This is a genomic window from Novosphingobium taihuense (assembly GCF_007830315.1).
GTDB lineage: Bacteria > Pseudomonadota > Alphaproteobacteria > Sphingomonadales > Sphingomonadaceae > Novosphingobium > Novosphingobium taihuense.
This window is the reverse complement of record NZ_VLKJ01000001.1, coordinates 570,236-596,584: the sequence shown is the minus strand read 5'-3', so window position 1 is coordinate 596,584 and position 26,349 is coordinate 570,236. Positions and strand designations below refer to the sequence as shown.

General features: G+C 63.5%; 24 protein-coding genes and 1 tRNA gene. 10 read left to right on the top strand and 15 right to left on the bottom strand.

All coding sequences use genetic code 11. The annotated features are described in order from the left end of the window. Window positions 1–1,797, bottom strand: a complete 1,797-nt coding sequence (locus IQ25_RS02760; protein ID WP_144901983.1) for a cation:proton antiporter domain-containing protein — start codon at window positions 1,795–1,797, stop codon at window positions 1–3. 283 nt (window positions 1,798–2,080) lie between these two features. On the opposite strand from IQ25_RS02760, the gene IQ25_RS02755 reads away from it, so the two are divergent. Beyond that, the gene (locus tag IQ25_RS02755) at window positions 2,081–2,920 is read left to right on the top strand and encodes an META domain-containing protein (protein WP_158637654.1); all 840 of its coding nucleotides are present in this window, start codon (window positions 2,081–2,083) and stop codon (window positions 2,918–2,920) included. Window positions 2,921–2,996: 76 nt separating this feature from the next. On the opposite strand, the gene IQ25_RS02750 is transcribed toward IQ25_RS02755, so the two are convergent. Next, the gene (locus tag IQ25_RS02750; protein ID WP_144901979.1) at window positions 2,997–4,220 is read right to left on the bottom strand and encodes an NADP-dependent isocitrate dehydrogenase; all 1,224 of its coding nucleotides are present in this window, start codon (window positions 4,218–4,220) and stop codon (window positions 2,997–2,999) included. Window positions 4,221–4,417: 197 nt separating this feature from the next. Between IQ25_RS02750 and IQ25_RS02745 the strand changes: the two genes are divergently transcribed. Continuing rightward, the gene (locus IQ25_RS02745) at window positions 4,418–5,182 is read left to right on the top strand and encodes a crotonase/enoyl-CoA hydratase family protein (RefSeq protein WP_144901977.1); all 765 of its coding nucleotides are present in this window, start codon (window positions 4,418–4,420) and stop codon (window positions 5,180–5,182) included. Window positions 5,183–5,283: 101 nt separating this feature from the next. Here the strand turns inward: IQ25_RS02745 and IQ25_RS02740 are convergent. Both IQ25_RS02740 and cpdR read right to left on the bottom strand, forming a co-directional pair. Beyond that, window positions 5,284–5,358: transfer RNA gene (locus tag IQ25_RS02740), tRNA-Val, on the bottom strand. 117 nt (window positions 5,359–5,475) lie between these two features. Continuing rightward, window positions 5,476–5,853: a cell cycle two-component system response regulator CpdR gene (gene cpdR, locus IQ25_RS02735; RefSeq protein WP_144901974.1), complete on the bottom strand. Its 378-nt coding sequence runs from the start codon at window positions 5,851–5,853 to the stop codon at window positions 5,476–5,478. A gap of 200 nt (window positions 5,854–6,053) precedes the next feature. Between cpdR and IQ25_RS02730 the strand changes: the two genes are divergently transcribed. Beyond that, window positions 6,054–7,016, top strand: coding sequence for an N-formylglutamate amidohydrolase (locus tag IQ25_RS02730; RefSeq protein ID WP_144901972.1), 963 nt, complete (start codon window positions 6,054–6,056; stop codon window positions 7,014–7,016). Between the two features lie 278 nt (window positions 7,017–7,294). Here the strand turns inward: IQ25_RS02730 and IQ25_RS02725 are convergent, their stop codons facing one another. Both IQ25_RS02725 and IQ25_RS02720 read right to left on the bottom strand, forming a co-directional pair. Then, entirely contained in the window at window positions 7,295–8,074 is a 780-nt protein-coding gene (locus IQ25_RS02725; RefSeq protein WP_144901970.1) for a SapC family protein, read from the bottom strand. Window positions 8,075–8,183: 109 nt separating this feature from the next. Next, window positions 8,184–9,602: an FAD-binding oxidoreductase gene (locus IQ25_RS02720; RefSeq protein ID WP_144901968.1), complete on the bottom strand. Its 1,419-nt coding sequence runs from the start codon at window positions 9,600–9,602 to the stop codon at window positions 8,184–8,186. 245 nt (window positions 9,603–9,847) lie between these two features. Here IQ25_RS02720 and IQ25_RS02715 point away from each other — a divergent pair, with 245 nt between their 5' ends. The 3 genes from IQ25_RS02715 to IQ25_RS02705 all read left to right on the top strand — a co-directional run bounded on the left by IQ25_RS02715 (window position 9,848) and on the right by IQ25_RS02705 (window position 12,631). Next, window positions 9,848–10,339: a hypothetical protein gene (locus IQ25_RS02715; RefSeq protein WP_144901966.1), complete on the top strand. Its 492-nt coding sequence runs from the start codon at window positions 9,848–9,850 to the stop codon at window positions 10,337–10,339. Between the two features lie 144 nt (window positions 10,340–10,483). Then, window positions 10,484–11,893 (top strand): DEAD/DEAH box helicase, encoded by a 1,410-nt coding sequence (locus tag IQ25_RS02710; protein WP_144901964.1) that lies wholly within the window; start codon window positions 10,484–10,486, stop codon window positions 11,891–11,893. A gap of 9 nt (window positions 11,894–11,902) precedes the next feature. Further along, window positions 11,903–12,631, top strand: a complete 729-nt coding sequence (locus IQ25_RS02705) for a hypothetical protein (RefSeq protein WP_144901962.1) — start codon at window positions 11,903–11,905, stop codon at window positions 12,629–12,631. A 7-nt stretch (window positions 12,632–12,638) separates the two neighbouring features. On the opposite strand, the gene IQ25_RS02700 is transcribed toward IQ25_RS02705, so the two are convergent. Both IQ25_RS02700 and IQ25_RS02695 read right to left on the bottom strand, forming a co-directional pair. Continuing rightward, on the bottom strand, window positions 12,639–14,942 hold the full coding sequence (locus IQ25_RS02700; protein WP_181447158.1) for an ATP-dependent helicase: 2,304 nt from the start codon (window positions 14,940–14,942) through the stop codon (window positions 12,639–12,641). Window positions 14,943–14,973: 31 nt separating this feature from the next. After that, the gene (locus tag IQ25_RS02695; RefSeq protein ID WP_144901958.1) at window positions 14,974–15,213 is read right to left on the bottom strand and encodes a hypothetical protein; all 240 of its coding nucleotides are present in this window, start codon (window positions 15,211–15,213) and stop codon (window positions 14,974–14,976) included. A 169-nt stretch (window positions 15,214–15,382) separates the two neighbouring features. On the opposite strand from IQ25_RS02695, the gene IQ25_RS02690 reads away from it, so the two are divergent. Both IQ25_RS02690 and IQ25_RS02685 read left to right on the top strand, forming a co-directional pair. Further along, the gene (locus IQ25_RS02690; protein WP_144901956.1) at window positions 15,383–16,030 is read left to right on the top strand and encodes a hypothetical protein; all 648 of its coding nucleotides are present in this window, start codon (window positions 15,383–15,385) and stop codon (window positions 16,028–16,030) included. Window positions 16,031–16,159: 129 nt separating this feature from the next. Further along, complete coding sequence (locus IQ25_RS02685) at window positions 16,160–17,419, top strand: MFS transporter (RefSeq protein ID WP_144901954.1); 1,260 nt, start codon at window positions 16,160–16,162, stop codon at window positions 17,417–17,419. A 12-nt stretch (window positions 17,420–17,431) separates the two neighbouring features. Here IQ25_RS02685 and rsmD read toward each other — a convergent pair whose 3' ends face one another. Together rsmD and IQ25_RS02675 are read right to left on the bottom strand one after the other, a co-directional pair. Further along, window positions 17,432–17,977: a 16S rRNA (guanine(966)-N(2))-methyltransferase RsmD gene (rsmD, locus tag IQ25_RS02680; protein ID WP_144901952.1), complete on the bottom strand. Its 546-nt coding sequence runs from the start codon at window positions 17,975–17,977 to the stop codon at window positions 17,432–17,434. Then, entirely contained in the window at window positions 17,974–18,786 is an 813-nt protein-coding gene (locus tag IQ25_RS02675; RefSeq protein WP_258536933.1) for a pseudouridine synthase, read from the bottom strand. The genes rsmD and IQ25_RS02675 overlap by 4 nt, the downstream gene beginning before the upstream one ends. Window positions 18,787–18,967: 181 nt before the next feature. On the opposite strand from IQ25_RS02675, the gene IQ25_RS02670 reads away from it, so the two are divergent. Beyond that, window positions 18,968–20,293, top strand: a complete 1,326-nt coding sequence (locus IQ25_RS02670; RefSeq protein ID WP_407070578.1) for an AmpG family muropeptide MFS transporter — start codon at window positions 18,968–18,970, stop codon at window positions 20,291–20,293. On the opposite strand, the gene IQ25_RS02665 is transcribed toward IQ25_RS02670, so the two are convergent. The 4 genes from IQ25_RS02665 to trpB form a co-directional block, all read right to left on the bottom strand. Next, window positions 20,294–21,601 (bottom strand): bifunctional folylpolyglutamate synthase/dihydrofolate synthase, encoded by a 1,308-nt coding sequence (locus IQ25_RS02665; RefSeq protein ID WP_144901945.1) that lies wholly within the window; start codon window positions 21,599–21,601, stop codon window positions 20,294–20,296. Window positions 21,602–21,614: 13 nt separating this feature from the next. Then, the gene (accD, locus tag IQ25_RS02660; protein ID WP_144901943.1) at window positions 21,615–22,466 is read right to left on the bottom strand and encodes an acetyl-CoA carboxylase, carboxyltransferase subunit beta; all 852 of its coding nucleotides are present in this window, start codon (window positions 22,464–22,466) and stop codon (window positions 21,615–21,617) included. Between the two features lie 13 nt (window positions 22,467–22,479). After that, a complete protein-coding gene (trpA, locus tag IQ25_RS02655; RefSeq protein WP_144901941.1) occupies window positions 22,480–23,280 on the bottom strand; it encodes a tryptophan synthase subunit alpha in 801 nt (266 codons plus the stop codon). Window positions 23,281–23,563: 283 nt separating this feature from the next. After that, complete coding sequence (gene trpB, locus IQ25_RS02650; protein ID WP_144901939.1) at window positions 23,564–24,778, bottom strand: tryptophan synthase subunit beta; 1,215 nt, start codon at window positions 24,776–24,778, stop codon at window positions 23,564–23,566. Window positions 24,779–25,160: 382 nt separating this feature from the next. Here trpB and IQ25_RS02645 point away from each other — a divergent pair, with 382 nt between their 5' ends. After that, window positions 25,161–25,619, top strand: a complete 459-nt coding sequence (locus IQ25_RS02645) for an outer membrane protein (RefSeq protein ID WP_144901937.1) — start codon at window positions 25,161–25,163, stop codon at window positions 25,617–25,619. 60 nt (window positions 25,620–25,679) lie between these two features. Here IQ25_RS02645 and IQ25_RS02640 read toward each other — a convergent pair whose 3' ends face one another. Continuing rightward, complete coding sequence (locus IQ25_RS02640) at window positions 25,680–26,324, bottom strand: phosphoribosylanthranilate isomerase (RefSeq protein WP_144901935.1); 645 nt, start codon at window positions 26,322–26,324, stop codon at window positions 25,680–25,682. Between the last annotated feature and the right edge of the window lie 25 nt (window positions 26,325–26,349).

Genomic DNA, 26,349 nt, shown 5'->3' with positions numbered 1-26,349 from the left:
TCAGGCCGTCTGTCCGGTTGCGCGCTCTCGCAGCGAAGCCGATTTCAGCTTCGGCAGCGAGTTCAACTCGCCTTCTTCCTTGATCTTCTGGCGGAATTCGTCGCGCTTTTCGTGGATCGAGGCAATGACCGGGCCCATCGGGAAGCCCAAATCGACAAGCACGGCTTCGGACAGTTGCAGTGAACTTTCGAGCGTTTCGGGCACGGCATGGCTGGCGCCAGCCTTGTAGAGCGCGGCGGCATGGGCGGCATCGCGGGCACGGACGATGATCGGCAGGTCAGGGTGGGCACCGCGCAGACGTTTGACCATGCGCAGGATCAGCACCGGCTCGTCCATGGTCAGGATCATGGCCTTGGCATCGTCCAGCCCGAGCCGGGCGATGGCGCCTTCGCTGTCGACGTTTCCGAACAGGACCGGCAACCCGTCCTTGCGCGCATTGCGCACGATCGTCGGGTCGGAATCGATGCCGAGCCATGGGGCCTTGTGGACCGTCAGCATCTCGGCGATCAGTCTGCCGACACGGCCGAAGCCCATGACGACGACGCGTTCGCCTTCGGGTTCCTCGACGAAGGTGTTCTGGCCGACGTCAGCGGTGCCGCGAGCCACGCGTTGACCCCAGCTTTCGCCCAGTTTGGCAAGAAGCGGGGTGATGGTGAGGCCAATGGCCGTGACGATCTGCCAGAATTGTGCGGTTTCGCGGTCAATCAGCGATGCTTCTGCGGCCGTGGTGAGCACGATCAGTGTGGTTTCGGATGGGCTGGCCATCAGGATGCCGGCTTCCAGCGCAGTTGCGCGTTCCTTGCCCATGAAGCGCAGCGCGAACATCGTGACCAACGCCTTGAGGACGACCACGCCCACTACCGCGAGGGTGAGGGGGCCGATCTGCGCCCAGACCACGCGCAGGTCTATGCCCATGCCGATGGTGATGAGGAAGACGCCCAAAGCGAGGCCCTTGAACGGCTTCGTTATTGCTTCGACTTCGGTGTGATACTCGGTCTCGGCGATCAGAAGGCCGGCGAGCAATGCGCCCATGATCGGCGAAAGGCCTACGAGGGAAGTGGATAGGGCTGCTGCAATCACTACCAGCATCGTGGCGGCGAGGAAAAGCTCAGGGCTCTTGGTTTGTGCGGCTTGCGCGAACAGACGCGGGAGGAGCAGGCGTCCGCCGACCAGAAGGACGGCTACGACGATGCCGCCATAGAGCAGCGTTTCGCCAAGCGTGGGGCCGTCAGAATGTGCCGCCACCGGTCCCATCGCACCGAGGATGAAGATGATCGGAACGAGCGCGATGTCTTCGAACAGCAGCATCGAGAGGGCGGCGCGGCCGACAGGGCCATGGGTTCCGGCAATGGGCAAGACAAGCGCGGTCGATGACAGGGCAAGCGCGAGGCCGAGGCCGAAGGCACCGCTGATCTGCAGTCCGGTGGCAAGAAGGACGCCTGAAAGCAGCAGGGCCGACACGCCCAGTTCCATGGCGCCAAGCCCGAAGACCAGTCGGCGCATGTCCCACAGGCGATTGAACGACAGTTCGAGGCCGATCTCGAACAGTAGCAGGATGATGCCGAACTCGGCAAAAGGTGCGATCGCCGCGGGATCGGAAATGGTGATGTGGTAGAGCCACGGGTACTGCGGCACGAGCGCGCCCAGGCCGAATGGGCCGACGACCAGACCCACCAGAATGAAGCCGATGATTGGCGTGATACGGAAGCGGGCGAAGGCCGGGATGACGATGCCGGCAGCGCCGAGGATTACGAGTGCGTCGGAAAGCGCGGTAGTCGGTTCGAGATTGCCTGCCATTTCGATTGGTTAGGGGAGGGGGGCGGCAGTGTCACCCGTTTCCGTGTGTCGAACAGTTGCCAAACGAAAGCGGCTCCAGAGTGAACCGAGGGCCCTGTAGGTCCATGGTGGAACCTGCATTGAACGCGCCGGTTCTCAGAGAGAAATCTGATAAGGGCTTTGGCCGATGCGCAAGGCATTCGCTTTGATTGGACTGATGTTGGCAGGTTGCCAGCCACCGAGCGGAGTGGCGCCTTCGCAAACGCCTGTGGCATCTCCCACGAAGGAAATTCGCGGAACGCCAGTGACTTCGCTCTCAAGCATAGAGGGCATGTGGGACGTCGCCGACTTCAACGGTTATGTTCCGGCGCGATTGAATGGCTCTGGATGGCACGAGGCGTTCGTGATGATTGGCCGAAGGGGCTCGCTCTCGTTTCGCATCGGCTGCAACTATTCGGGCACGACAGGGAAGGTGGATGCGCGTGGCATCTTCCGGACATCAAATGCTGATCAGATCACCACGCTGGTCCTGTGCGAACCGGAAAGGATGAAGCGGGACGGGCAATTTTTCGGATTGTTCAAACGTTCGCCGTCCTTTGAACGGATAAACCGGGACAGGTTGCTGGTGCGTGCAGGGGATGACCGGCTGCTGCTCGAGCGACCGGCTTTACGGCAGAAGGCCAACATTGCGTCTTTGGCCCAGCTCCAAGGCGACTGGCAGGTGCTTTCCGTTGCTGACCAATCGGCTGGAGGCGGTAGCGGGTTTGGCCTCTCGGACCTTCCGCGGCTGATCCGGATAAGCGACAACAGGCTTTGGTTGACGGCGTGCCCAAGCGAGGCTCTCGCATTCAAGTACGAGAGCGGCAGACTGATCACGGCGAACAAGGAAGACTTGCCACCGTGCATGTCCTCGGCTTTCCGCAAGGCGCTGCCTTATGCAGATGCGTATCGCTATGTCGGCAAGGTGCTGACGACTGGGCCGATGGCGGAACTTGGTACGGGTGGCATTCTCGTCCTTTCGGCGGGCAGGAACGCGCTCGTCCTGACACGTCCGCAACCCGTGCAGGATGGATCGATTGGCCTAACCTCCATCCCCGGGCAGCAAGAGCCGCCTCCTCCTCCCTCGACGCCGCCACATCCCTGAGCCACCAAGGTCAGGTGCAAGGAAAAACCCCGGCGAGGCGATGCTCACCGGGTTTTCTCAGAACAAAGCTGAAGGATCAGCCCCAGTTCTTCATTTCCGCTTCGAGATTCTCGACGATGGCTTCGAAGAACTTCTCGGTGGTCATCCACGCCTGATCGGGGCCGATCAGCAGGGCGAGGTCCTTGGTCATCTTGCCGCTTTCGACGGTTTCGATGCAGACGCGCTCAAGCGTTTCGGCGAACTTCACGACTTCCGGGGTCTCGTCGAACTTGCCGCGGTACATGAGGCCGCGGGTCCAGGCGAAGATCGAGGCGATCGGGTTGGTCGAGGTCTGCTTGCCCTGCTGGTGCTGGCGGTAGTGACGGGTCACGGTGCCGTGGGCAGCTTCGGCCTCGATGGTCTTCCCGTCGGGCGACATCAGGACCGAGGTCATCAGGCCGAGCGAGCCGAAGCCCTGTGCGACGGTATCCGACTGCACGTCACCGTCGTAGTTCTTGCAGGCCCACACGAACTTGCCCGACCACTTGAGCGCTGAGGCGACCATGTCGTCGATCAGGCGGTGTTCGTAGCTGATGCCGGCAGCGGCGAACTTTTCCTTGAAGCCTTCGCTGTCGAACACTTCCTGGAACAGGTCCTTGAAGCGGCCGTCATAGGCCTTGAGGATGGTGTTCTTGGTCGACAGGTACACCGGCCAGCCCAGCGACAGGCCATAGTTGAACGAGGCGCGGGCAAAGTCGCGGATCGAATCGTCGAGGTTGTACATCGCCATGGCGACGCCGCCCGAGGGGTAGTTGAACACTTCGCGGTCGATCGTTTCGCCGTTGGTGCCTTCCCAGACGAGGCGCAGCTTGCCGGGGCCGGGGACGACGAAATCGGTGGCGCGGTACTGGTCACCGAAGGCGTGACGACCGACGACGATCGGGTCGGTCCAGCCCGGAACCAGGCGCGGCACGTTCTGGATCACGATCGGTTCGCGGAAGACGACGCCGCCAAGGATGTTGCGGATCGTGCCATTGGGCGACTTCCACATCGACTTGAGGTTGAACTCCTCGACGCGCTGTTCATCAGGGGTGATCGTGGCGCACTTCACGCCGACGCCGTACTGCTTGATCGCATTGGCGGAATCGATGGTGATCTGGTCGTCGGTCTCGTCGCGCTTCTGGACGGACAGATCGTAGTACTTCAGATCGATGTCGAGATAGGGGAGGATCAGACGCTCGCGGATCCATTCCCAGATGATCCGGGTCATTTCATCGCCGTCGAGTTCGACGACCGGGTTCTTCACCTTGATCTTCGCCATGTCCGTCCTGTCTTTCAAGCTGGGGAGAGAAATTGCGTTTCCCCTTAGCAGAGGCTTGTCTTGGCGCAAGGCGGGGCGCCTGTGCATCGGGCTATTCGCGCAATTTTTCGGGCTTTGCGCTGGACATCGGCACACATGCGATGCAGATATTTAAGTGACCGGTTAAGGCCGGACGAAATTCCAGTTGGAGAGATGCAATGAGCGAGGCTGAAGTCCTTACCGAAGTCGATGGCAACGTGCTGATCGTCACGATCAACCGGCCCGATGCAAAGAACGCGATGAACAAGGCTGCGGCCGAAGGCATCTCGGCGGCGATGGACCGGCTGGATGCCGAAGCCGACCTGCGCTGCGCGATTCTCACCGGTGCGGGCGGAACTTTCTGTTCCGGCATGGATCTCAAGGGCTTCCTGCGCGGCGAATCGCCTTCGATCCCGGGGCGTGGCTTTGGCGGGCTGTCGGAATGGACGCCGAAAAAGCCGATCATCGCGGCGGTGGATGGCTATGCCCTGGCGGGTGGGATGGAACTGGCGCTGTCCTGCGACCTGATCGTGGCGAGCGCTTCTTCGAAGTTCGGCATTCCCGAAGCCAAGCGCGGCCTTGCGGCGGCTGCTGGCGGCCTGATCAAGCTGCCGCGCCAGATCCCGCCGCGCATCGCGATGGAACTGGCACTGACCGGTGATTTCATCTCGGCACAACGCGCCTATGAACTGGGCTTCATCAACCAGATCGTCGAAGGGCCTTCGCTGGATGCGGCAAAGGCGCTGGCGGCCAAGGTTGCGGAGAATGGTCCGCTCGCGCTGATCGCGTCCAAGGGGATCATCCGTGATTCGCACGAATGGACCGAGGCCGAGATGTGGCAGAAGCAGCAGGCCTATATTGCGCCGGTCTTCACCTCGAGCGATGCGCGCGAGGGTGCCGCGGCGTTTGCCGAGAAGCGCAAGCCGAACTGGCAGGGCAAGTAACCCAAGCCTGAGAAACAGGAGGGCGGGGGCGCTTGTCGCTCCCGCTTCTCAAGCAGCCAAGCCAACAAAAAACCCCGCCATTGGCGGGGTTTGTTTTGCGATGGTGGGCGTAGCAAGGATTGAACTTGCGACCCCTACGATGTCAACATAGTGCTCTACCACTGAGCTATACGCCCGCACCATCTGCTTGTCCCGGACCTTGCGGCATGCCGCTCTCGTCGTCGGGAAGCGCGCCATTAGCCTTGGGTTCGAGGCAAGGCAAGGGGGAATTTCGCGTGGCTGTTCACGCGCAGTCAACGGCTCCCGGCAAAAGGCGCATCCTCGAACACGCGCTCCACTTCGAGCACGAGATCCTTGAGGTGGAAGGGCTTCGAAAGCACGCGCGCCTGCGGGGCTTCGCGATTAGCCTTGAGCGTGACGGCGGCGAATCCGGTGATGAACATGACTTTCGTGCCGGGACTGATCTCGCTGCAGCGCTGTGCCAGTTCGATCCCGTCCATTTCGGGCATGACGATGTCCGAGAGCAGGAGATCGAAGTGCTCACTTTCCAGCAACGGGATCGCCGCGGTGCCGCGATCGACGGCTGCCACGCAATACCCTGCGTTTTCGAGCGCGCGGGTTAGGTATGTGCGCATCGCCTCTTCGTCTTCGGCGAGCAGTATCCGGATCATGGCCAACCTGTATCTGTTTCGGGCTTCGGTTCGGGCGGAGGCGCACGCTGGCGTCCTGACCTGTCATACGCCCAGCTAAGTTAACATTCTTGCGACAAGGCCACTCCGTTTACGTCGCTTTTTGCAGCGGGCAAGAGTGCTGGTCGAGCACACGCCAGACCTTTTTTGACTTCGCTGCGAATCGGTTGCACGGTTTGCCCATGCAGAAATCCGGAAAGCACGACGGCGATTCGGCACTGGTCCAAGGGGGATCGGTGCCCGGACATCCCGATGTGCCTGCGTTCAGCCTGAAGATGGTCGATCCTTCGCCGATCCCGGTGGTCATCGCGGTGCCACACGCCGGGCGGGCCTATGCCAAGTCCCTGCTAGACCGGATGCGCCACCCGGCATTTGCCGCGCCGCGGCTTGAAGATCGCTACGCCGACCTCTTGGGCGATGCCGTTTCGCGGGAGACGGGCGCTGCGCTGCTGGTGGCCCATGCGCCGCGTGCCATGCTCGATCTGAACCGGGCCAGCGACGATGTGGACTGGGAGATGCTGGGCGGTCCGCCCGCCGATGCGTCAGCTGCGCCGAGCGGCTTTGGCCGACGCGCGCGCAGTGGCCTCGGGCTCGTCCCCCGCCGTCTGCCCGGGCTGGGCGAGCTGTGGAAGCGCAGGCTGGACCATTCGGAACTCAACGAGCGAATCGCGGCGATCCATCAGCCCTACCACGCTGCTCTGGCTACGACGCTGGAAGCGATTCGCGACCGGTGGGGCGCAGCGCTGCTGATCGACCTTCATTCGATGCCGCCGCTCGCCGCGCGCTCTCCTGGTGAGCGGGCGCCGGAGTTCGTGGTGGGTGATCGTTTCGGCGCGTCCTGCGATGGCGGCATTGTCAGCGCGGCCTTCAGGTACTTTACCGAATCGGCCCGGCGGGTTTCGCACAACCGTCCCTATGCCGGCGGGTACGTTCTGGAGCGCCACGCCCGCAGAACGGAAGGGCTGCACTGCATGCAGCTCGAGATCGACCGGACGTGCTACCTCGATTCGCGCATGGCCGAACCTGGACCGGGTTTCGAGGCTACAGTCGAACTGCTGATCGGCCTTGTCCGGCGGCTGGCGGTGGACGTTGCCGATCTTGGCCGGACGTCCGACCGCGGACGCTGGCGCGCTGCAGCGGAATAGCCCGCTTCCCGTCATGACAAGAAAAAACCACCTGGAGCGATGCTCCAGGTGGCCAAGGTTCAGGGAGGAGGTGCACGTGAGTGCACCAGTTACGCTGGGCCATGAGGGGAGCCGCAACGCAACATCCTCAAGATAGGGGACCACCTTGGAGCCTGCAAGGGGTTTCGAGGGATTTTTGCAACACCCCAAGAAAAAACGCGACGAACCGTGTGGCGCGTCGCGTTTTTATATTGACCTGTTGCCCTTGCGTTCGGGCTGCATGTCCAATTGTGTCTGGCTTACTTGGCCGGAATGGCAATCGCCGGGGTCGGGCCCTTGCCGAGCTGAACCTGCGCGCCGAAGATCTGGCTGATCAGTTCCAGCGAGAACAGGTGGGCATAGAGCAACGGCAGAAGCCCGCTTTGTGCCCAGCCGCGCAGCACGTCACCACGGGTTTCGCGCAGCTTGTCCTGGTTGACCATCTGGAAACCGCGATAGACGAACGGCTGGTCGTTGCCCTGCTGCTGGATGGCAACTTCGCCTTCCATGAGCAGGTCGTGCTTCTTCAGTTCGTCGATGAAGGCCTGGGTGCGCTGGCCGGCCTGTTCGAACTGCTCGCAGAAGCCGAGCGCGGCCTGGGTTGCTTCCGAAGGCTGGCCATCGGTGAACAGTTCCTGCCCTTCAACCGAATCACCCAACAGATTTGCCGAGGGGTCAAAGCACAGCGAGAGTTCTTCGCTGTTGGGGTTGAGCTTGGCGAGAAGGAACGGATAGCGGCGGACGTAGGCGGGGATGTAGATCGGCTGGTTAACCTTGCCGTCTTCGTCGACGAAGACGTTGACGCCTTCGTTCAGGCCCATCAGTGCCAACGGAACCGGGTTGTCGCCCGAGGCGAAAATGATCGGATAATGCCGGGCAGCCTGCGGAAATTCCTCGGCCGTGAGGGGGATGGCATGCTGACCGACGAGCCAGGGAGCCGCATCCGCGTTCTTGGCCTTCCACGTGGCGTGGTCGCGGCTGTTGAGCGGCATGAGGTCGTTGTAGAACATCGGCAGGTTCGCTTGCGGCGCGCTGGCCATTTGGCATCTCTCCAAGAATCAACACTGAACGCGCGGCATGAACTGGCTAAGGCCGCGACTAGCGGGAACCGCGGTTCTTAGGGACTGACAAAAGGCCGCGCAAGCCGCGTCAGACAAGCTTTCCCGGGTTGAGCAGGCCTTTCGGGTCCAATGCCTGTTTGATCGCGCGCATCGTCGCCAGCATAGCCGGGTCAGCAAGGCGGGCGAGATCGTCGCGCTTGAGCCTGCCGATGCCGTGCTCGGCCGAGATCGAGCCGCCCCATGCGGTAACCATATCATGCACTTGCGCGCTGATCGCCTTGCCTTCGCCCGCTTCCCATTCGGCCCTCTCGCGCCCTGCCGGTGCGATAACGTGGAAGTGCACGTTGCCATCGCCGAGATGGCCGAAGCAGACGGCGCGCGTGCCGGGCCAGTCCACTTCCAGGCGCGGGACGGCAGCTTCGACAAAGGCGGGCATTTTTTCGACCGGCACCGAGATGTCGTGCTGCATGGCGGGGCCGATGGCACGTTCGGCGGGCGAAATGGTCTCGCGGATCAGCCAGAGCCGCTCGGCTTGGTCCTCGCTTGCGGCAATCGTGGCGTCGTTGATCAGCCCACGCTCGAATGCGGTGGCGAGCAGGTGTTCAGCGATCTCGGGCAGGCGGGCGGCAGTCGTTTCGTCTGCTGCCACCAATTCGATCAGGGCATGCCACGGATGCGATTCGGCAAGCGGTGCGCGCGCATCGGGCAGATAGTCGAGCACGGCTTCTAGGCTGTGCTGCGGAAGGACTTCGAAGCCTTCGACCAGTCCCGGTGCAAGGTCTTCGGCCAGAAGCAGCAGACTGCGCGCGTCGTGCAGCGATGGGGTGCCGGCCCACATCACCGTTCGCCCGGCAATCTGGGGCACGAGCTTGAGCGTCGCCGCCGTGACGATGCCGAGCGTGCCTTCCGAGCCGATCAGCACCTGCTTGAGGTCGAAACCGCGATTATCCTTCTTGAGCGGGGTGAGCAGATCGAGCACCGATCCGTCGGCCATGACCGCCTCCAGCCCGAGCACCAGCGCGCGCATCGAACCATGGCGCAAGACCTGCGTGCCCCCAGCATTGGTAGAGACCAGCCCGCCGATCGTGGCCGAACCCTTGCCACCAAGCGTCAGCGGAAAGCGCAGGTCCGCCTTCTCGGCCGCCTCGTGCAGCACCTGCAGGATGACGCCCGCCTCGCACGTTACCGTCCGGCCTGCCGGGTCGAGGCCGCGAATCCGGTTCATTCGGCGCAGCGACAGGATGATCTCGCCGCCATGCTCGAATGGGGTGGCGCCGCCCGACATGCCGCTGTTTCCGCCCTGCGGGACGATCGGCACGGAATGCCTGTCGCATAGCCGCACGAGCGCTGCCACTTCCTCGGTGTCGGCAGGCGAGGCGATCGCGCACGCCCGTCCGGTATAGCGACCACGCCAGTCGGTCAGCCACGCGGCCATGTCGGCGGGATCGGTGGTCAAGCCTTTGGGCCCGAGCAGGCGGGCCGCTTCTGCAAGAAACGTATCGCTCATGGCGCATCGGCTATTGCCACCCCGGCGAGAGGGCAATTCATTTTTGATTGCTGGCGGGTTAAGCAGAGGTTCAACCCCTTGGGCTAAGGGGGAGGGAGCGATGGTGCAAGGCGGATCAGGGTCGTCTTCTCCAGAGAGGGGTCGAAGAGAGTTCTTTTGCAATAATGCCCAGTATCTTCAATCTCTTGGCCTCAATCGGCATGGTGCTGTCGTTGCCGACGGCGAGTCCTGTGGCGACGTCGGGGATGGACGAATTATGGGCCGCTGCGACAGTTCCGACAGGCTCCCCACTTTTTGACGAGGATTTCACCCAGAGCCCTTTTACCTCGTTCGTCGTGCATGGTCTTGCCGATCAGGGCTGGGATCAGGTGCGTGTCGAACAGCGCATGATCATTCGCATTGCGCCCCGGATGCCTGCGCAGATGTACGCCCCGTTGCCGTCCGCACCGCAGCCGCCCCGGTTCTACGAGCGCAAGACCGACAAGTGCCTGCCGATCACCAGCATTGCGGGCGTCCAGATCGAATCGCAGGATCGCCTTTTGCTGATCACGCGCAGCCGCAAACTGATCGGCGCGAGCCTCGACAAAGCCTGCCATGCGCGGGACTTCTACTCGGGCTTCTACGTCGAGCGGAACGAGGATGGCCAGCTCTGCGCAGGCCGTGACACGATCCATTCGCGCGCTGGAGCGAACTGCGCGATCACCAGGATGCGCGAGCTCGTTCCGGATGATGACTGAAGCCTGCTCACGCATGCGGATTTCTTGACTTTTCGGGCTATATCGTCTTAGCGCGCATTCAGTGCTGGCGGCGTCTTGCGATGCAAGCTGTCCAGCGGGCGCGACACTGTTTTCGCCGTCTCTAATTCTCGGAAAATTGCCTGCATGAAGTTTGCCGATCTCGGCCTCTCGGATGAATTGCTCCAGTCGGTGCTCGACGCCGGCTATGATGAGCCCACTCCGATTCAGGCGCAGGCAATTCCCGCCGTCCTCATGATGAAGGACATCATCGGCATCGCCCAGACGGGCACCGGCAAGACTGCCGGGTTCGTGCTGCCGATGATCGACATTCTTGCCCATGGCCGCCGCCGCGCGCTGATGCCGCGCTCGCTGATTCTCGAACCCACGCGCGAACTCGCCGCGCAGGTGGCCGAAAATTTCGAGAAGTACGGCAAGAACCACGATCTCAAGATGGCGCTGCTGATCGGTGGCGTGCAGATGGGCGATCAGGTCAAGGCGCTGCAGGACGGCGTCGACGTGTTGATCGCCACGCCCGGCCGCTTGATGGACCTGTTCGAGCGTGGCAAGATCCTGCTCACGGGCTGCGATCTGCTGGTGATCGACGAGGCTGACCGCATGCTCGACATGGGCTTCATCCCCGATATCGAGAACATCTGCACCAAGCTTCCGGCCCAGCGCCAGACGCTGCTGTTCTCGGCCACGATGCCGCCGCCGATCAAGAAGCTGGCCGACAAGTTCCTGTCGAATCCCAAGATGATCGAAGTGGCGCGTCCCGCCAGCACGAACACCAGCATCGTCCAGCACAAGGTCCGCTGCACCACGCGCCAGAAGCGCGAAGTGCTGCGCCACCTGCTGCGGACCGACAATGTCAGCACGGCCATCGTCTTTGCCAACCGCAAGACGACCGTGCGTGAACTCGCCAAGTCACTGCAGAGCCACGGCTTTGCCGCGGGCGAAATCCATGGCGACATGGACCAGAACTCGCGCAACGCCGAACTGCAGAAGTTCAAGGACGGCGACATCACGATCCTGTGCGCATCCGACGTTGCCGCGCGCGGCCTCGATGTGAAGGGCGTGAGCCACGTCTTCAACTTCGACACGCCCTGGCACCCGGACGACTACGTCCACCGCATCGGCCGCACCGGCCGTGGCGGGGCGACGGGCCGCGCGTTCACGCTGGTTTCCGACGAGGATCTCGAATCGATCGAGAACGTCGAGAAGCTGCAAGGCACCAAGATCCCCGAGTTCAAGATCGAGGTTGCCGAAAAGCCCGAACGCAAGCCGCGCGAAGCCAAGCCCGAGCGCGCAGAAGAGCGCCGCGAGGAAGAACCCAAGCGCGAAAGCCGCCGCGAACGCCCGGCCCGCGAGGAGCGCAAGCCCCGCGCTGAACGCGCGCCGCGCGCCGAAGCCGTGCCAGAACCTCGGCCCGAACCTCGCGCCGAACGCGCTCCACGCAGCGAACCGCAGCGCTACCGCGACCAGTCCGAGCCGCCCTCAAAGCCCGGCGAATGGAACGGACCGATTCCGGAATTTCTGGCGGTTTCTGCGCTCTGAGCCATGCGGTTGGTCCTCGGTCTGCTGCTAGCTGTCCTCTCGGCACCCGCGCTTGCCCAGGTGCCGCCCAAAGGCCTCGATACCAAGGTGGCAGAAGGAACTGTCGGACCTTACGTCGCCGGACTTAACATCACAGTGCGGGATCACGTGTCGATCGTAGCTGCGCACTACTACTACGCGAAAACGGGTCTGGACATTCCGCTAAAGGTCGCTGTGCAAGGCGACACCTTTCTGTTTGATGAGCCCCACGGCGGACACTTTGAGCTGCATCTAACCAATGCCGATGCGAGTGCACCGCGCCCGCTGAACTTCTATAAGTCGACCGGACTTGCTGGCACATGGACACGGGAGGGTAAAACCCTACCAGTCGTCTTCGGGTTTTCCAGCGGATATCCGGGTCCCGCACCGGACCGTTGGTATGCGGCGATCACCAGTGAGAGCGATGCACAATTCGAGGGCCGCGTGCGGACCTTCCTTCGATGCGTGTTGCTGAGTGATGTGGATCAAGCGGCAAGAGCCGTTTCGTGGCCACTGATAGTCAATGGCAAGCAACGCATAACGATCCATAATCGCAGAGAGTTGGCAAAGCGCTGGAAGACACTGTTCACGCCGACGGCATTGAGGGCGCTTCGCAAAGCCATTCCGCATGAGATGTTCGTCCGCAATGGCATGGCGATGGTCGCCAACGGCGCGGTCTGGTTCGATGCCGGCGGCGCTAAGGTGCTGAATTTGCCTTAGGCAGGTTTCAAGCCACCTTCACAAAACTATCAATCACACGCTTCCGCCCGGCGCTTTCGAAGTCGATCTCCAGCTTGTTGCCTTCCTGTTCGGCCACGGTGCCGTAGCCGAACTTTTCGTGGAAGACGCGCGCGCCGACGGTGATGTCGCCGCGCGGTTTGGCGGCGAAGCTGGCGGCGCTGCGGGTGGGTTCGGCGATGCGGCGCGGGGCCGGGGTGAAGGGTTGGGCGGCGGCGCGTTGCCAGCCCGGGCCGCGCGAGGCTGCGCGGTTGGCATTGGCCTGCGCGACGTGGGCAAAGGGATCGTCACGCTCGCTCCAGTTGGCGCGCCACATCGATGCGCCGCCTGATAGCGTGGTTTCTTCCTCGATATGGTCGGTGGGCAGTTCGCCGATGAAGCGCGAGGGGATCGAGCTGGTCCACTGGCCGTAGATCTGGCGATTGGCGGCGTGGATGATCGTACAGCGCCGCCGAGCGCGGGTGATCGCGACATAGGCGAGGCGGCGTTCTTCTTCCAATGAGGCGAGGCCACCCTCGTCGAGCGAGCGCTGCGAGGGGAACACGCCTTCTTCCCAACCCGGCAGAAAAACGTTGTCGAACTCCAGCCCCTTGGCGGCGTGGATGGTCATGATCGTGACCTTGTCCTCGTCGGCGGTGTTCTCGTTGTCCATCACGAGGCTGACGTGTTCGAGGAAATCACCCAGCGTCTCGTATTCCTCCATCGCGCGGGCGAGTTCGGTGAGGTTTTCGAGGCGACCGGCGGCTTCGGCGGTCTTCTCGGCCTGAAGCGCGGCGGTGTAGCCGCTTTCGTCAAGAATAGTGCGAGCGAGTTCGGCGGGCACCAGTTGCTTGGCGGCATCGCGCCAGCGCGCGAAATCCCGCATCAGTGCGGCGAGGGTGTTGCGCGCGCGGGCCGGCAGCTCGTCGGTATCGAGAATCTCCACCGCCGCCAGCGAGAGGGGGATACCGCGCGCGCGGGCATGGCGGTGGAGCTTTTCCAGCGTCTTGTCGCCAAGGCCGCGCTTGGGCGTGTTGTAGATCCGCTCGAAAGCGAGGTCGTCCTGCGGGCTGGCAATCTGGCGCAGATAGGCCAGCGCGTCGCGGATTTCGGCGCGTTCGTAGAAGCGGAAACCGCCGACGATGCGATAGCCAAGGCCGATCTGGATGAAGCGATCTTCGATGGTGCGCGTCTGGAACTGCGCGCGCACTAGGATGGCGACGCGATCGAGCGGCGCGCCCTCCCGCTCAAGCCGCTCGATGTCCTCGCCGATCCGCCGCGCTTCTTCGGGGGCATCCCACACGCCGATCACGCGGACCTTGTCGCCGCCATCGACCTCGGTCCACAGCGTCTTGCCGAGGCGTTCGGAGTTTTCCGCGATCAGGCCCGATGCCGCGCCGAGGATGTGCGGGGTGGAGCGGTAGTTCTGCTCCAGCTTGATCACCTTGGCGCCCGGAAAATCCTTCTCGAACCGCAGGATATTGGCGACTTCCGCGCCGCGCCAGGAATAGATCGACTGGTCATCGTCCCCCACCACGCAGATGTTCTTGCGGTTCTGCGCGAGCAGGCGCAGCCACAGGTACTGGACGGCGTTGGTGTCCTGATATTCGTCCACCATCACGTACTTGAAGCGCTGCTGCCAGCTTTCCAGCACGTCCCGCTCGCGCCGGAAGATGTTGAGCATGTGCATCAGCAGATCGCCGAAATCGCAGGCGTTCAGTTCGCGCAACCGGTTCTGGTAAAGCGCGTAGAAGCGCTGGCCCTTGCCGTTGGCATAGGCCTCGTTCTCCAGCGCATCGAGATCGCCGGGATTGAGGCCGCGGTTCTTCCACTTGTCGATCAGCCCGGCGAGCTGCTTGGCCGGCCAGCGCTTGTCGTCAATGCCCTCGGCGACGATCAACTGCTTGAGCAGGCGCAACTGGTCGTCGGTGTCGATGATCGTGAAATTGCTGTGCAGGCCGACCAATTCGGCGTGGCGGCGCAGCATCTTGGCGGCGATGGCGTGGAACGTGCCGAGCCAGGGCATGCCTTCCACCGCCGGGCCGATCAGCTGGCCCACCCGCTCGCGCATCTCGCGCGCGGCCTTGTTGGTAAAGGTCACGCACAGGATTTCGCTCGGCCAGGCAAGCCGCTGGCGCAGCAGATTGGCGAGGCGTGCGGTGAGGGCGGCGGTCTTTCCGGTGCCGGCCCCTGCCAGCATCAGCACCGGCCCTTCGGTGGTCATCACCGCCTCACGCTGGGGCGGGTTCAGGCCATCGAGCCAGCTCTGATCTTGATTCGCAATCTGGGACACCCGGGAACGGTTAGAGAACATCGCACCGCCCCACAAGGGCGATGCAGCGCGATCAATCCTCGTAGTTCTCGTAATAATCCGCGTTGTAGTCGGAATGCTCGTGGTAGGCGGCGGCCTTGTTGTCCCGCTCGTTATGCGCCTTGAGCTCTTCCTTCTCGTACCATTTTCCGACTTTTTCCGATGATTTCGAAACCGCAACCGCAGTGCCCGCCCCGATCATCGCGCAAGACCCCAGCCAGAGCAGACCAAGACAGCCCAAGCCCATAAGCACGTTGCGAAACAAGTCAGTCACGTTACCCCCAATTCGAAATTCGATGCATCCGTAATTCGTCGGTGGTTAACGTAGAACTTATCCTGCGATCTGATCCGATGCCCGTTCCGTCTCACTTTTGGGAACCCGCGCGCCTGTACTGACGCTTGGCTTGGTAATTCAGGTTCAAGACTAGATCAGGAGAATTCAGATGCGAAACCTTTTTGCCGCGAGCGCTCTTGCGCTCGCCATGGCGACCGCCCCGGCCATGGTCGTCGCCCAGTCCACGACTTCGACCACGACCATGCCGGATTCGACCACGACCATGCCGGATTCGACCTCGCCCACCGGAACGCAGGACACGACTGCGCCCACCACGGCGGCCACCGGCACGTTCTCGCCAACGCCTGACCAGCAGATCCAGATCGATGCTTGGGCGGCCGAGCAGAAGACCAAGTATAATGCCTGGCCCTCGACCTATCAGGAGTACTTCTGGACCCTCGATCCCGACCAGCAGAAGGGCTGGTGGGCGCTGACCGACGAGCAGAAGGCGCAGATCTACGCGATGACGCCCGAACAGCGCACGCAGGTCTGGCCCGCGATCGTGGCGCAGGTGACCGGGCGTGCGGTGCCCTCCGCTGGAGCCACGCCTGCGCAGCCCAATCCCGGCGCGGGAATGGGCGCTACGCCCGCAACACCGGCAGAACCCGCAACGCCGCCGTCGCGCGGCATGAGCGCTGGCATGGACAGCACGACTACGGGCAACATGACCCCGCCGCCCGCTGCAGCGATGAACAAGAAGTACCCGGTCTGCAGCAAGACCGTGACAGACAGCTGCCGCAATCGCGGCGGCGTCTGAGCGCAACTGGCAGTCGTCACGTGAGAGGGGCGCCGGGCAACCGGCGCCCTTTTTCGTGTGCGCGGCAGTTGACCCGGAAGGAGCGCGGCCCAAAGAGCAGCGGTGCGACAACAGGGGGAGAGCGCGCCGATGAGTCCGATTCGCCAGCATGGCCGCGTGCTTGCCGCCAGCCTCGTCGGCACGGCGGTGGAGTTCTACGACTTCTACATCTACGCCACGGCTGCGGCGCTGGTCATTGGACCGCTGTTCTTCCCGACCGAATCGGCAGCGGCGCAGACGCTTCTGTCGTTCATGACTTTCGGCCTCGCGTTCTTTGCAAGGCCGGTCGGCGCGGTCGCCTTCGGCCATTTCGGCGATCGCATCGGCCGCAAGTCCACGCTCGTGGCTTCGCTGATACTTATGGGTGGATCGACGCTGCTGATCGCTTTCCTGCCGACTTACGCGATGGCGGGTTGGATCGCGCCTGCACTGCTGTGCCTGCTGCGCTTCGGTCAGGGCTTCGGACTTGGCGGCGAATGGGGCGGGGCGGCCTTGTTGGCGGTGGAGAACGCGCCAAGGGGCTGGGAGGCGCGCTTCGGCTCGGCCCCGCAATTGGGAGCGCCGCTCGGCTTCTTCTTCGCCAATGGCCTGTTCCTGCTGCTTGGCCTTGGCCTGTCGGACGAGGCCTTCGCCAGCTGGGGCTGGCGCGTGCCGTTTCTGGCGAGCGCCGTGCTGGTCGGCGTCGGCCTGTGGGTGCGGCTCAAGATCGGTGAAACGCCTTCGTTCCGTGAGGCGATGGAAAAAGCCCCGCCGCCGCAAGTGCCCGTCACCCGCCTGCTGCGGGACCACACTCCTGCGGTGTTGGCGGGGATTGCGGGCGTAGTCGCCTGCTTTGCCGTGTTCTACCTCGCCACAACCTTTGCGCTGTCCTTTGCCACGACCAAGCTCGGCTATGCCAAGCAGGAGTTCCTCGGCATCCAGCTTGGCGCCAATGCTTTCTTCGCCCTCGGCATTCTTGTCGCGGGCTATTGGGCAGACAAGTCCTCGGTCCAGCGCGTGCTGGGGACGGGCGCGGCACTGACGGCGGTGATCGGGCTGGTCTTCGGCACAGGCCTCGGCTCCGGTTCGCTGCCGGTGGTGTTCTCCACGCTTGCCGGATCGCTGTTCGTGATGGGGCTCGCCTATGGCCCGCTCGGCGCGTGGCTGCCGACGCTGTTTCCGGTATCGGTGCGCTACACCGGCATTTCGCTGGCCTTCAACGTCGGCGGCATCATCGGCGGCGCGCTCGCTCCGTTTGCTGCGGCCTGGGCAGCAACGGCGGGCGGGACGGCCTATGTCGGCCTGTTCCTGACGCTTGCGGGGACGATGACGCTGGCCGGCGTGCAGTTCGCCCCCAAGCTGCGAGACTGAAGGTTTGAGAGGCTAGGCCTTCAACCGCATCAGCGTGATCAGCGCCTTGCCGACCTTGCGCTCTGCATCCACATCGCACACGCGCACGTCGGGCACTTCCTTCGCGGCGGTTTCGAGGCATATCCATGTCGCCTCGCCGATCCAGCCAAGGCGGGTCAGGCGTTCGATCGCCACGGCACCTGCGCCGGTGCCATAAGGCGGATCGAGCAGCACCAGATCCAGCGGCTGCTTGACCGCGCCGAGCGTCAGCACCGACGATGCGCGCACGTCGCACTGCGGGGCGCAGCGTAGAGCTGCGATGTTGGCGCGAATCGTGCGGACGGCGGCGGCATCGCTTTCAACGAAGACCGCACTTGCCGCGCCCCGCGACAGAGCCTCGAGGCCAAGAGCGCCCGACCCTGCGAACAGGTCGGCCACGGCCAGCCCTTCAAAGCTGCCAAGGCGGCTGGCGAGCATCGAGAACAGCGTCTCGCGCGTGCGGTCTGCGGTGGGGCGGGTCGTGTCACCCTCGGGCGCGCGCAAGGGGCGACCGCGCCATTCTCCGGCGATTATTCTCATTTGGCTTTCAGCATCTTTCGGAAGCGTTCAACCTGGACCTGTGGGATTTCCTCGACCGATCCACGCTGCAGATCGGCAAGTTCGAACGGGCCGTAGCTGGTGCGCAACAGGCGAGAGACTTCGAGGCCGAGGTGTTCGAGCACGCGGCGGATTTCGCGGTTCTTGCCCTCGGTGAGGGTCATCTCGATCCACTTGTTGCGATTTGCGCTGCGTTCCAGATTGGCGTTGATCGGGCCATAGCGCACACCGTCGATCTCGATGCCCTCGATCAGTTCTTCAAGCCGGGCCTGCGAGATTTCACCGAAAGTGCGGGCGCGATAGGTGCGTGGGATGCCGGTGGAGGGCAGTTCCAGCGCACGCTTCAGCTCGCCATCGTTGGTCATCAGCAGCAGCCCCTCGGTGTTCACGTCGAGGCGACCGACGGGCATGACGCGTGGGCTGTCCTTGGGCATGGAATTGCGCAGGGCGGTGTAGATCGTCGGGCGTCCGGTAGGGTCACGCTCGGCGGTGATCAGGCCTGCTGGCTTGTGGAAGCGATAGAGGCGTGGCGCGGCGATGGGGCCGACCATCTTGCCGTCGACGCTCACGCCCTTGAGGTTGGTCAGCAGCGTAGCTGGCGTGGTGACGACCTCGTCGCCGATCTTCACGCGGCCTTCCTCGATCATCCGCTCGACCTCGCGGCGGCTGGCGATTCCGGCGCGGGCGAGCAGCTTGGCGATGCGATCACCCTCGCGCTCTGTGCCATCTTCGTTGAGCGCGCGCTTGGCGGGGACGACCGGCTGCGAGGTGCGCGGCGCGCCGCTGCGCATGGAAAACGGCTTCTTTTCGGTGGCGCCGGGCCGAGGGCTGAACCGCTTCGGCCGATCGCCGCCGTTTCTTGGGGGAAAAGTCATGGCCCGCCCTTACGCGAGATAGCGCAATCCGTCACCCCTAGCGCCACGCGAATAGAGCGCTAGTCTGCCAGCAACAATTGAGGGAGCTTTGGCGTCGATGAGCACCGGGACCAGTGAACGCAACCTGTGGGATTCGGTGCGTCCCTATCTCGAGAAGGAATCGCTGGCCGCGTTCTTCCTCGGCGTGTCCTCGGGCTTTCCCTATGCGATGATCGGCGCCACGCTGACCACGCGGCTGGCGCAGGACGGGATCGACAAGAAGACGGTCACCGCCTTCACGCTCGCGTTCCTGGTCTACAATCTCAAGGTGTTCTGGGCCTGGATCGTCGATGGCCTGCACCTGCCGCTGCTCGGGCGCATGGGGCAGCGGGTTTCGTGGATGCTGCTGGCGGGCTCTCTGGTGATGGCGGCCGTTGCCAATCTTGCGCTGGTCGACCCATCCGCAGACCTTGGCGCGACGGTGCTGGCTGCAGTGCTGGTCGGCGTGGCCGGTGCGACTTTCGATATCGTGATCGATGCCTATCGCATTGAAACATTGAAGCCCTACCAGCTCGGCACGGGTTCGGGCATGAGCCAGTACGGCTGGCGCATCGGTTCTGCGGGCGCTGGCGCGCTGGCGCTGGTCGTCTCGGCCCGCGCGGGCTGGAGTGCGGCCTATCTTGCCTGCGCCCTGTTCGCGCTTCCGGCCATGCTGACCGCGCTGTTCCTCGGCGAACCCGAACGCCACCGGGATCCCCTGGCACGCAAGGGGGTGGGGGAGGTGCTTTCCTCCATCATCGGCCCGTTCCTCGAATTCTTCCGCCGCAACGGCGCATGGCTCGTCCTGCTGTTCATCCTCGTTCACAAGGTCGGCGATACGCTCGCCAACCTGACCTTCCGCCTGCTGTTCGACGATCTTGGCTTCAGCAATGACGAGATCGCCATCTGGGACGTCGGCGTCGGCTTCTGGGCCTACCTGATCGGCGTGTTCATCGGCGGCGTGGCCTATGCCAGGATGGGGCTGAAGCGCTCCGTTCTGGTAGCGCTGGTGCTGATGGCGGTTTCGAACCTGTCGTTCGCCGCTCTGGCGGCTGCAGGGCACTCCAACATCGGCATGGCCGGTGCCATCGGGTTCGAGAACATCGCCTCGGGCTATGGCGGCGTCGTGGTCGTCGCCTATTTCTCGGCGCTGTGCGACCTGCGCTACACGGCCGCCCAGTATGCGCTGATTTCGGCGGCGGCGAGCATCGTCGGCCGCTTCGCCACGGGCACCACCGCGGGCGCGCTGATCGAGAGCATGGGCTACGTGAACTTCTATGTGACTACCACCGTGCTGGCGCTGCCCGGCATCGTGTTGTTCTGGTGGATGAGCCGCAGTGGTCTTGTTGATGCGGCGATGGGCACGGCGGGCGAGGAAAAGCCGCACGCCGACCCTTTCGCCTGATCAGTCCGGAATTTCTTTGTTCAACCGCAGCACTTCGCCTGCAAGGTAGAGCGAGCCGGCGATCAGCACGTCGCCCTCGGGCGGGAGGGCTGCAATCGCTTCTGGCACCGTCGCAAAACTGCCTACCGGCAGGCTGGTGAAGGGGGCGAAGTCTTCGGGTGTATGTGCATCGTGTCCCGGAGCAGGGACGACCGAGACTGACAGCGCCCGGTCTGCCAGGGGCTTGAGGATCGCCGACGGATCCTTGTTGGCCAACATGCCCATGATCAGGTGGACCGGCGGCTGGCTCTCCAGATGTCTGGCGATAGCAAGGCCGGCGTCGGGATTGTGCCCGCCATCGAGCCATACCGTGCGCCCGCCTGCGAGCGTGGTCAGCGGTCCCGCCCCAAGCCTTTGCAGCCGCGCGGGCCAGCGGGCATCGACGATGCCCTTGCCGACCGCGCCGAGCGTCACCTGCACCGCGCGCTGGTGGCGGATCATCGCCACGGCCAGCGCCGCATTCTCTGCCTGGTGCGTGCCGGGCAGGGCGGGGAGGGGCAGCGGCAATTCGCCGTGCTGGTCGCGATAGAGGATCGAACCGGCAATCTGCGCATCCCAGTCGCGCCCGCGCATGATCAATGGCGCACCGATCCGCGCTGCGGTTTCGGCCACCGAATCAGCGGCGATCTGCGGATAGGCCATCGTCACCAGCGGCACGCCGGGCTTGGCAATGCTCGCCTTCTCGAACGCGATCCGGGCGAGGGGATCGCTCGGCACGCCCTCTTCGGGCGCCAGCAGGAACGCCTCGTGATCCAGCCCCAGCGTCGCAATCCCGCAGACCGCAGCCCTCGGCATCACGTTGGTCGCATCGAGCCTGCCGCCCAATCCCGTCTCGATCACGCAGGCATCGGCGGGATGCCGTGCATAGGCGAGGAAGGTGGCGACCGTCGTCACCTCGAAGAAGCTGGGCTCAAGCCCTTCGCCTGCATCCAGCACTTCCTTGAGCAGCGCGCCAAGCAATTCGTCTTCGATCAGCTTGCCCGCGATGCGGATGCGCTCATTGTAGCGCACGAGATGCGGCTTGGTGGCCGAATGGACGGTCAGTCCCTCGGCCTCAAGGATGTAGCGAAGGTAACTGCAGGTAGAGCCCTTGCCGTTGGTCCCGGCCACGTGGAACACGGGTGGCAGGCGCTCCTGCGGATTGCCCAACCGCGTGCACAGTTCGCGCACGGTATCGAGGCCGAGACGGCCTGATGGCAGTGAGAGCGCCCCCAACCGGTCAAGCTGCGCCTGAACCGCCGCGTTTTCCGAGATCGCGAAGTCCTTCACGCGAAGGCTCCGATCAGGCAGCCGCCTTGCCCGCCATCAGGTAGTCGATCACCTGCGCCAGCGTCACCTTCAGGTCGCGGCGGTGGGTCACCATGTCGACCATGCCGTGGGCGTGGAGGTATTCGGCGCGCTGGAAGCCTTCGGGCAGCTTCTCGCGGATCGTGTCCTGAATGACGCGCTGTCCGGCAAAGCCAATGAGCGCACCGGGTTCGGCAATCTGTACATCGCCGAGCATGGCGTAGCTAGCCGTAACGCCGCCGGTTGTCGGATCTGTCAGCACCACGATATACGGCAGGCCTGCAGCGCGGAGGCGCGAAATCGCAACGGTCGAACGCGGCATCTGCATCAGGCTGAGAATGCCTTCCTGCATGCGCGCACCCCCCGCAGCGGTAACGGCCACGTAGGGGCACTTCTCGCGCACCGCACGCTCGCATCCAGCGACGAAGGCGTTGCCCACGGCCATGCCCATCGATCCGCCCATGAACGCAAATTCCTGCACGCCGACGACGGCCTTCTGCCCCTCGATCCGGCCGAAAGCGTTGGTCAGAGCATCGGCATGCGGGTTCGCGGCGCGGGCAGCCTTCAGGCGGTCGACATACTTCTTGCTGTCACGGAACTTGAGCGGGTCTTCCTTGACCCTGGGCGCGGGCAGCAGCTCGTAGCCAGCGTCGAGCAACTGGTCGAACCGCGCGTCGGCACCGATGCGGCCGTGGTGCTCGCAATGCGGGCAGACCGAGAGGTTGTCCTCATAGTCCTTGGTGAACAGCATCTCGCTGCACGAAGGGCACTTGATCCACAGATTGTCCGGCGTGTCCCGCTTCGGCGTGAAGGGGAGCGCGTTGCGGACCTTGTTGAGCCAGCTCATGCCCGGAATATCCTTACAATGCGCCCTTGCGGGCGGAGTGGACGGCGGCGGCAAGCGCGGCGGTGAGTTCCTTCACCGGGCCAGCGGCAGCCGCGCCGTGTTGTGCGACGAGATCGATAAAGGCCGAACCGACGACGACGCCATCGGCAACCTTGGCAATGGCCCCGGCCTGTTCCGGCGTGCGCACGCCAAAGCCGACAGCCACCGGGATCGTCGCCGAAGCTTTGATCCGCGCCACGGCTTCGTCAATCGAAGCCTGCGCAGCCTGCTGCATGCCGGTGATCCCGGCGACCGAAACGTAATACAGGAAGCCCGACGAGCCTTCGAGCACGGCGGGCAGCCGCGCGGCATCGGTCGTCGGCGTGGCAAGGCGGATCAGCGAGACGCCGGCATCGCGCAGGGCGGGGCCAAGCTCGGCATCTTCCTCAGGCGGAATGTCGACGCAGATCACGCCATCGACGCCCGCCTTGACGCATTCTGCGGCGAACCAGTCGGCCCCACGGATGGTCATCGGATTGGCATAGCCCATCAGCACCAGCGGCACTTCCGGATGACGCGCGCGGAACTCGGTGGCGATGCGCAGGATGTCTGCCGTCTTGGTGCCAGCGCCAAGGCTGCGCAGGTTCGCCAACTGGATTGCGGGGCCATCGGCCATCGGATCGGTGAACGGCATGCCCAGCTCGATCACGTCCGCGCCGCCTTCGACAAGCGCGTCGAGGATGGAGGCGGTGGCGTCAGGCGTAGGGTCGCCGCCCGTGACGAAAGTGACGAGGGCGGGACGGCCCTTGGCGAAGGCGTTTGAGAGGCGGGTCATTCCTGCAGTCCTGTCAGTGGTTTCAGTATTGCCCAGCCAATCAGCGTCAGACCAATCAACGACAAGGAGAGCCAAGAGACAAAAAGAATTATTGCGTAGGGATGCGCTGCAGTTGGTTCACTAAAACATTCAAGATGAGGCCGGATTGCGTTGATGCGTGTGCAGGGGTCGCCTAAATTTGCTATCTCATATTGGGTCAGCGACAAAAATCGAATTTGCTCACCAGACAATATGTGAGAGGCAATCCAGCATAGCGCCGCAGCAACGAGCCTTCGATCCGTTTTCACAACGAAACCCCCAGATGCTCCGCGACCGAGAAGATGTCCTTGTCTCCGCGTCCGCACAAGTTGGCAAGGATGATCTGGTCCTTGCCCATGGTCGGCGCGAGCTTCTGAACCGCTGCAATCGCATGGGCAGGTTCCAGCGCGGGGATGATGCCTTCAGTGCGGCAGAGCAACTGAAACGCGTCCAATGCTTCCTTGTCGGTCACCGAGGTATAATCGACGCGGCCCACTTCCTTGAGCCATGAATGCTCAGGCCCGATGCCGGGATAATCGAGGCCAGCGCTGATCGAGTGGCCTTCGGTTATCTGGCCGTCCTCGTCCTGCAGCAGGTAGGTCTTGTTGCCGTGGAGGATGCCGGGGCGTCCGCCTGCAAGGCTGGCCGCATGTTCCTTGTCCAGCCCGTGGCCCGCCGCTTCCACGCCGAGCATTTTCACGCTGGCATCGTCGAGGAACGGGTGGAACAGACCGATGGCGTTCGATCCGCCGCCAATGGCCGCAACCAGCACGTCGGGCAGGCGTCCGGTGCGGGCGAGCATCTGGGCGCGCGCTTCCTTGCCGATCACGCTCTGGAAATCGCGGACCAGTTCGGGATAGGGGTGCGGACCTGCTGCGGTGCCGATGATGTAGAACGTGTTGTGCACGTTCGCCACCCAGTCGCGCAGCGCCTCGTTCATCGCGTCCTTGAGCGTGCCCGCGCCCGCCGTCACCGGCACGACTTCCGCGCCCAGCAGCTTCATGCGGAACACATTGGGAGCCTGGCGGGCAACGTCGGTTGCGCCCATGAAGATCACGCAAGGCAGGCCGAAGCGCGCGCAGACGGTGGCGGTGGCCACGCCGTGCTGGCCAGCGCCGGTCTCGGCGATGATCCGCGTCTTGCCCATGCGCATGGCGAGCAGGATCTGGCCGATGCAGTTGTTGATCTTGTGCGCGCCGGTGTGGTTCAGCTCGTCGCGCTTGAACCAGACTTGGGCGCCACCCAGCTCTTCCGTCAGCCTGGGCGCGAAATAGAGCGGGCTGGGGCGGCCGACATAGTGTTCCAGCAGGTCGTCGAACTCTGCCTGGAACGCCGGATCGGCCTTGGCCTTGCGATATTCCTGCTCAAGATCGAGGATCAGCGGCATCAGCGTTTCGGCGACATAGCGACCGCCGAACTGGCCGAAGTGGCCGCGTTCGTCGGGCTGGTTGCGGAAGCTGTTGGGAGTCTGCGCGTTCATGGCCCCGCGCTTGGCAGAGGCTTTGCGGAAAGTCCAGATTTGCAATGCCTGCACCTTTGGGGCAGAGGCGGCGCAGACATCCCATGCTGCGTTGCGGCAACCTGCACGTTCCGTTCATGTGCGGGCAATCTCGGTCAGACTAGATCGCTCTGGCAACGTCGTGAAGGCGGCTCCGAAAGGGGTCGCCTTTTGGCGTTATTATAATGGGCAAGTAAATCTAAAAGTAACAGGGTTTGTTAGTCTGACGAATGTTGCAGCTATGTCACAACTGTTCTCCCATTTGAATTTTATGTGATTTTCGTCATTGTCAGTGAACTGGTGCGGACCTACCTGACGCCTCGCCACCTTCACAGAAGGGGCCAAAAAGTCAGGAGTAAAATCTATGCGTCTGGTTCTTATCTCTCTCGCAGCCTCGCTTGTTGCTGCTACCCCGGCTCTCGCCAACGAAGCTCGCGTCGAAGCACGCGGCGGCGCCGTCTGGGGCAGCGGTCAGACCGAAGCGATCGCCGGTGTTGCTGCCGGTTACGACTACGACCTCGGTGACAAGGCATTCGTCGGTGCGGAAATCACCGCCGACAAGATCCTCACCAGCGGCACCAAGGTGACCTTCGGCTTCAACGGCCGCGTCGGTGCCAAGATCGCCGAAGCTGGCAAGCTCTACGCAGTTGGCGGCTACAACACCGAAAACTGCGACCTGTGCGATGGCACCTGGACTGCAGGCGCTGGCTACCAGCACTCGTTCGGCAAGCTTTACGGCAAGGTTGAATACCGTCACTCGTTCGTGAACGACGGTTTCCCCGACTTTGACGCAGTGGTCGCTGGCCTCGGCGTGAAGTTCTGATCGAACTTCGCGACAAGCGAAATGAAGCGGGCGGCCTCGAAAGAGGTCGCCCGTTTTCGTTCAGGCGTTGCGCGCGTTGAAACAGAAGGAGCGGATGCGGTCGGCATCCTTCACACCCGGTGCGCTCTCGACGCCTGAGGAAACGTCCACGAGTGTCGTGCCGGTTCCGCGCACTGCGTCAGCCACGTTTGCCAAAGACAACCCGCCAGCCAGACCCCACGGCAGCGGTCCTTTGTAGGCGCGCAGCAGTTCCCAATCGAAGGCAAGGCCAAGACCGCCGGGAAGCGCCGCACCCTTGGGCGTCTTGGCGTCGAACAGGATGAAGTCCGCAACGCCTGCGTAGGCGTCCGCGTTGGCGACGTCGCCGGGACCTGCCACCGAAATGACCTTCCAGACCGGCTTGCCGAACCGGGCGCGGATCATCGCCGCCCGTGCCGGGTCTTCCTTGCCGTGCAACTGGATCACATCGAGCCGCGCGGCGGCAACCGCATCGCCAAGGGCGGCATCGTCGGCATCGACGAACACGCCTACCCTTTTCAGCCGTCCTTCGGCCTGCGTGGCCAGTGCTGGTGCATCGGTCAGTTGGAGGAAGCGCGGTGAAGGCGGGAAGAAATTGAACCCGACATGGCTCGCCCGCGCTTCGATCGTCGCGGCAAGCGCATCGCGGGTGGTCACTCCGCAGATCTTGATATCGGGTGCAGGCATGTGCGGCGCGTTAGGAGACACGCGC

What these genes read in the sequence shown, in the direction of transcription:
- IQ25_RS02745 (WP_144901977.1), top strand. Translation starts at nt 4,418, where the DNA reads ATGAGCGAGGCTGAAGTCCTTACCGAAGTCGATGGCAACGTGCTGATC.
- IQ25_RS02760 (WP_144901983.1), bottom strand. Translation starts at nt 1,797, where the DNA reads ATGGCAGGCAATCTCGAACCGACTACCGCGCTTTCCGACGCACTCGTA.
- IQ25_RS02730 (WP_144901972.1), top strand. Translation starts at nt 6,054, where the DNA reads ATGCAGAAATCCGGAAAGCACGACGGCGATTCGGCACTGGTCCAAGGG.
- trpB (WP_144901939.1), bottom strand. Translation starts at nt 24,778, where the DNA reads ATGAACGCGCAGACTCCCAACAGCTTCCGCAACCAGCCCGACGAACGC.
- rsmD (WP_144901952.1), bottom strand. Translation starts at nt 17,977, where the DNA reads ATGAGAATAATCGCCGGAGAATGGCGCGGTCGCCCCTTGCGCGCGCCC.
- IQ25_RS02645 (WP_144901937.1), top strand. Translation starts at nt 25,161, where the DNA reads ATGCGTCTGGTTCTTATCTCTCTCGCAGCCTCGCTTGTTGCTGCTACC.
- IQ25_RS02640 (WP_144901935.1), bottom strand. Translation starts at nt 26,324, where the DNA reads ATGCCTGCACCCGATATCAAGATCTGCGGAGTGACCACCCGCGATGCG.
- IQ25_RS02690 (WP_144901956.1), top strand. Translation starts at nt 15,383, where the DNA reads ATGCGAAACCTTTTTGCCGCGAGCGCTCTTGCGCTCGCCATGGCGACC.
- trpA (WP_144901941.1), bottom strand. Translation starts at nt 23,280, where the DNA reads ATGACCCGCCTCTCAAACGCCTTCGCCAAGGGCCGTCCCGCCCTCGTC.
- cpdR (WP_144901974.1), bottom strand. Translation starts at nt 5,853, where the DNA reads ATGATCCGGATACTGCTCGCCGAAGACGAAGAGGCGATGCGCACATAC.
- IQ25_RS02675 (WP_258536933.1), bottom strand. Translation starts at nt 18,786, where the DNA reads ATGCGCAGCGGCGCGCCGCGCACCTCGCAGCCGGTCGTCCCCGCCAAG.
- accD (WP_144901943.1), bottom strand. Translation starts at nt 22,466, where the DNA reads ATGAGCTGGCTCAACAAGGTCCGCAACGCGCTCCCCTTCACGCCGAAG.
- IQ25_RS02720 (WP_144901968.1), bottom strand. Translation starts at nt 9,602, where the DNA reads ATGAGCGATACGTTTCTTGCAGAAGCGGCCCGCCTGCTCGGGCCCAAA.
- IQ25_RS02725 (WP_144901970.1), bottom strand. Translation starts at nt 8,074, where the DNA reads ATGGCCAGCGCGCCGCAAGCGAACCTGCCGATGTTCTACAACGACCTC.
- IQ25_RS02700 (WP_181447158.1), bottom strand. Translation starts at nt 14,942, where the DNA reads ATGTTCTCTAACCGTTCCCGGGTGTCCCAGATTGCGAATCAAGATCAG.
- IQ25_RS02715 (WP_144901966.1), top strand. Translation starts at nt 9,848, where the DNA reads ATGGACGAATTATGGGCCGCTGCGACAGTTCCGACAGGCTCCCCACTT.
- IQ25_RS02670 (WP_407070578.1), top strand. Translation starts at nt 18,968, where the DNA reads ATGAGCACCGGGACCAGTGAACGCAACCTGTGGGATTCGGTGCGTCCC.
- IQ25_RS02685 (WP_144901954.1), top strand. Translation starts at nt 16,160, where the DNA reads ATGAGTCCGATTCGCCAGCATGGCCGCGTGCTTGCCGCCAGCCTCGTC.
- IQ25_RS02710 (WP_144901964.1), top strand. Translation starts at nt 10,484, where the DNA reads ATGAAGTTTGCCGATCTCGGCCTCTCGGATGAATTGCTCCAGTCGGTG.
- IQ25_RS02750 (WP_144901979.1), bottom strand. Translation starts at nt 4,220, where the DNA reads ATGGCGAAGATCAAGGTGAAGAACCCGGTCGTCGAACTCGACGGCGAT.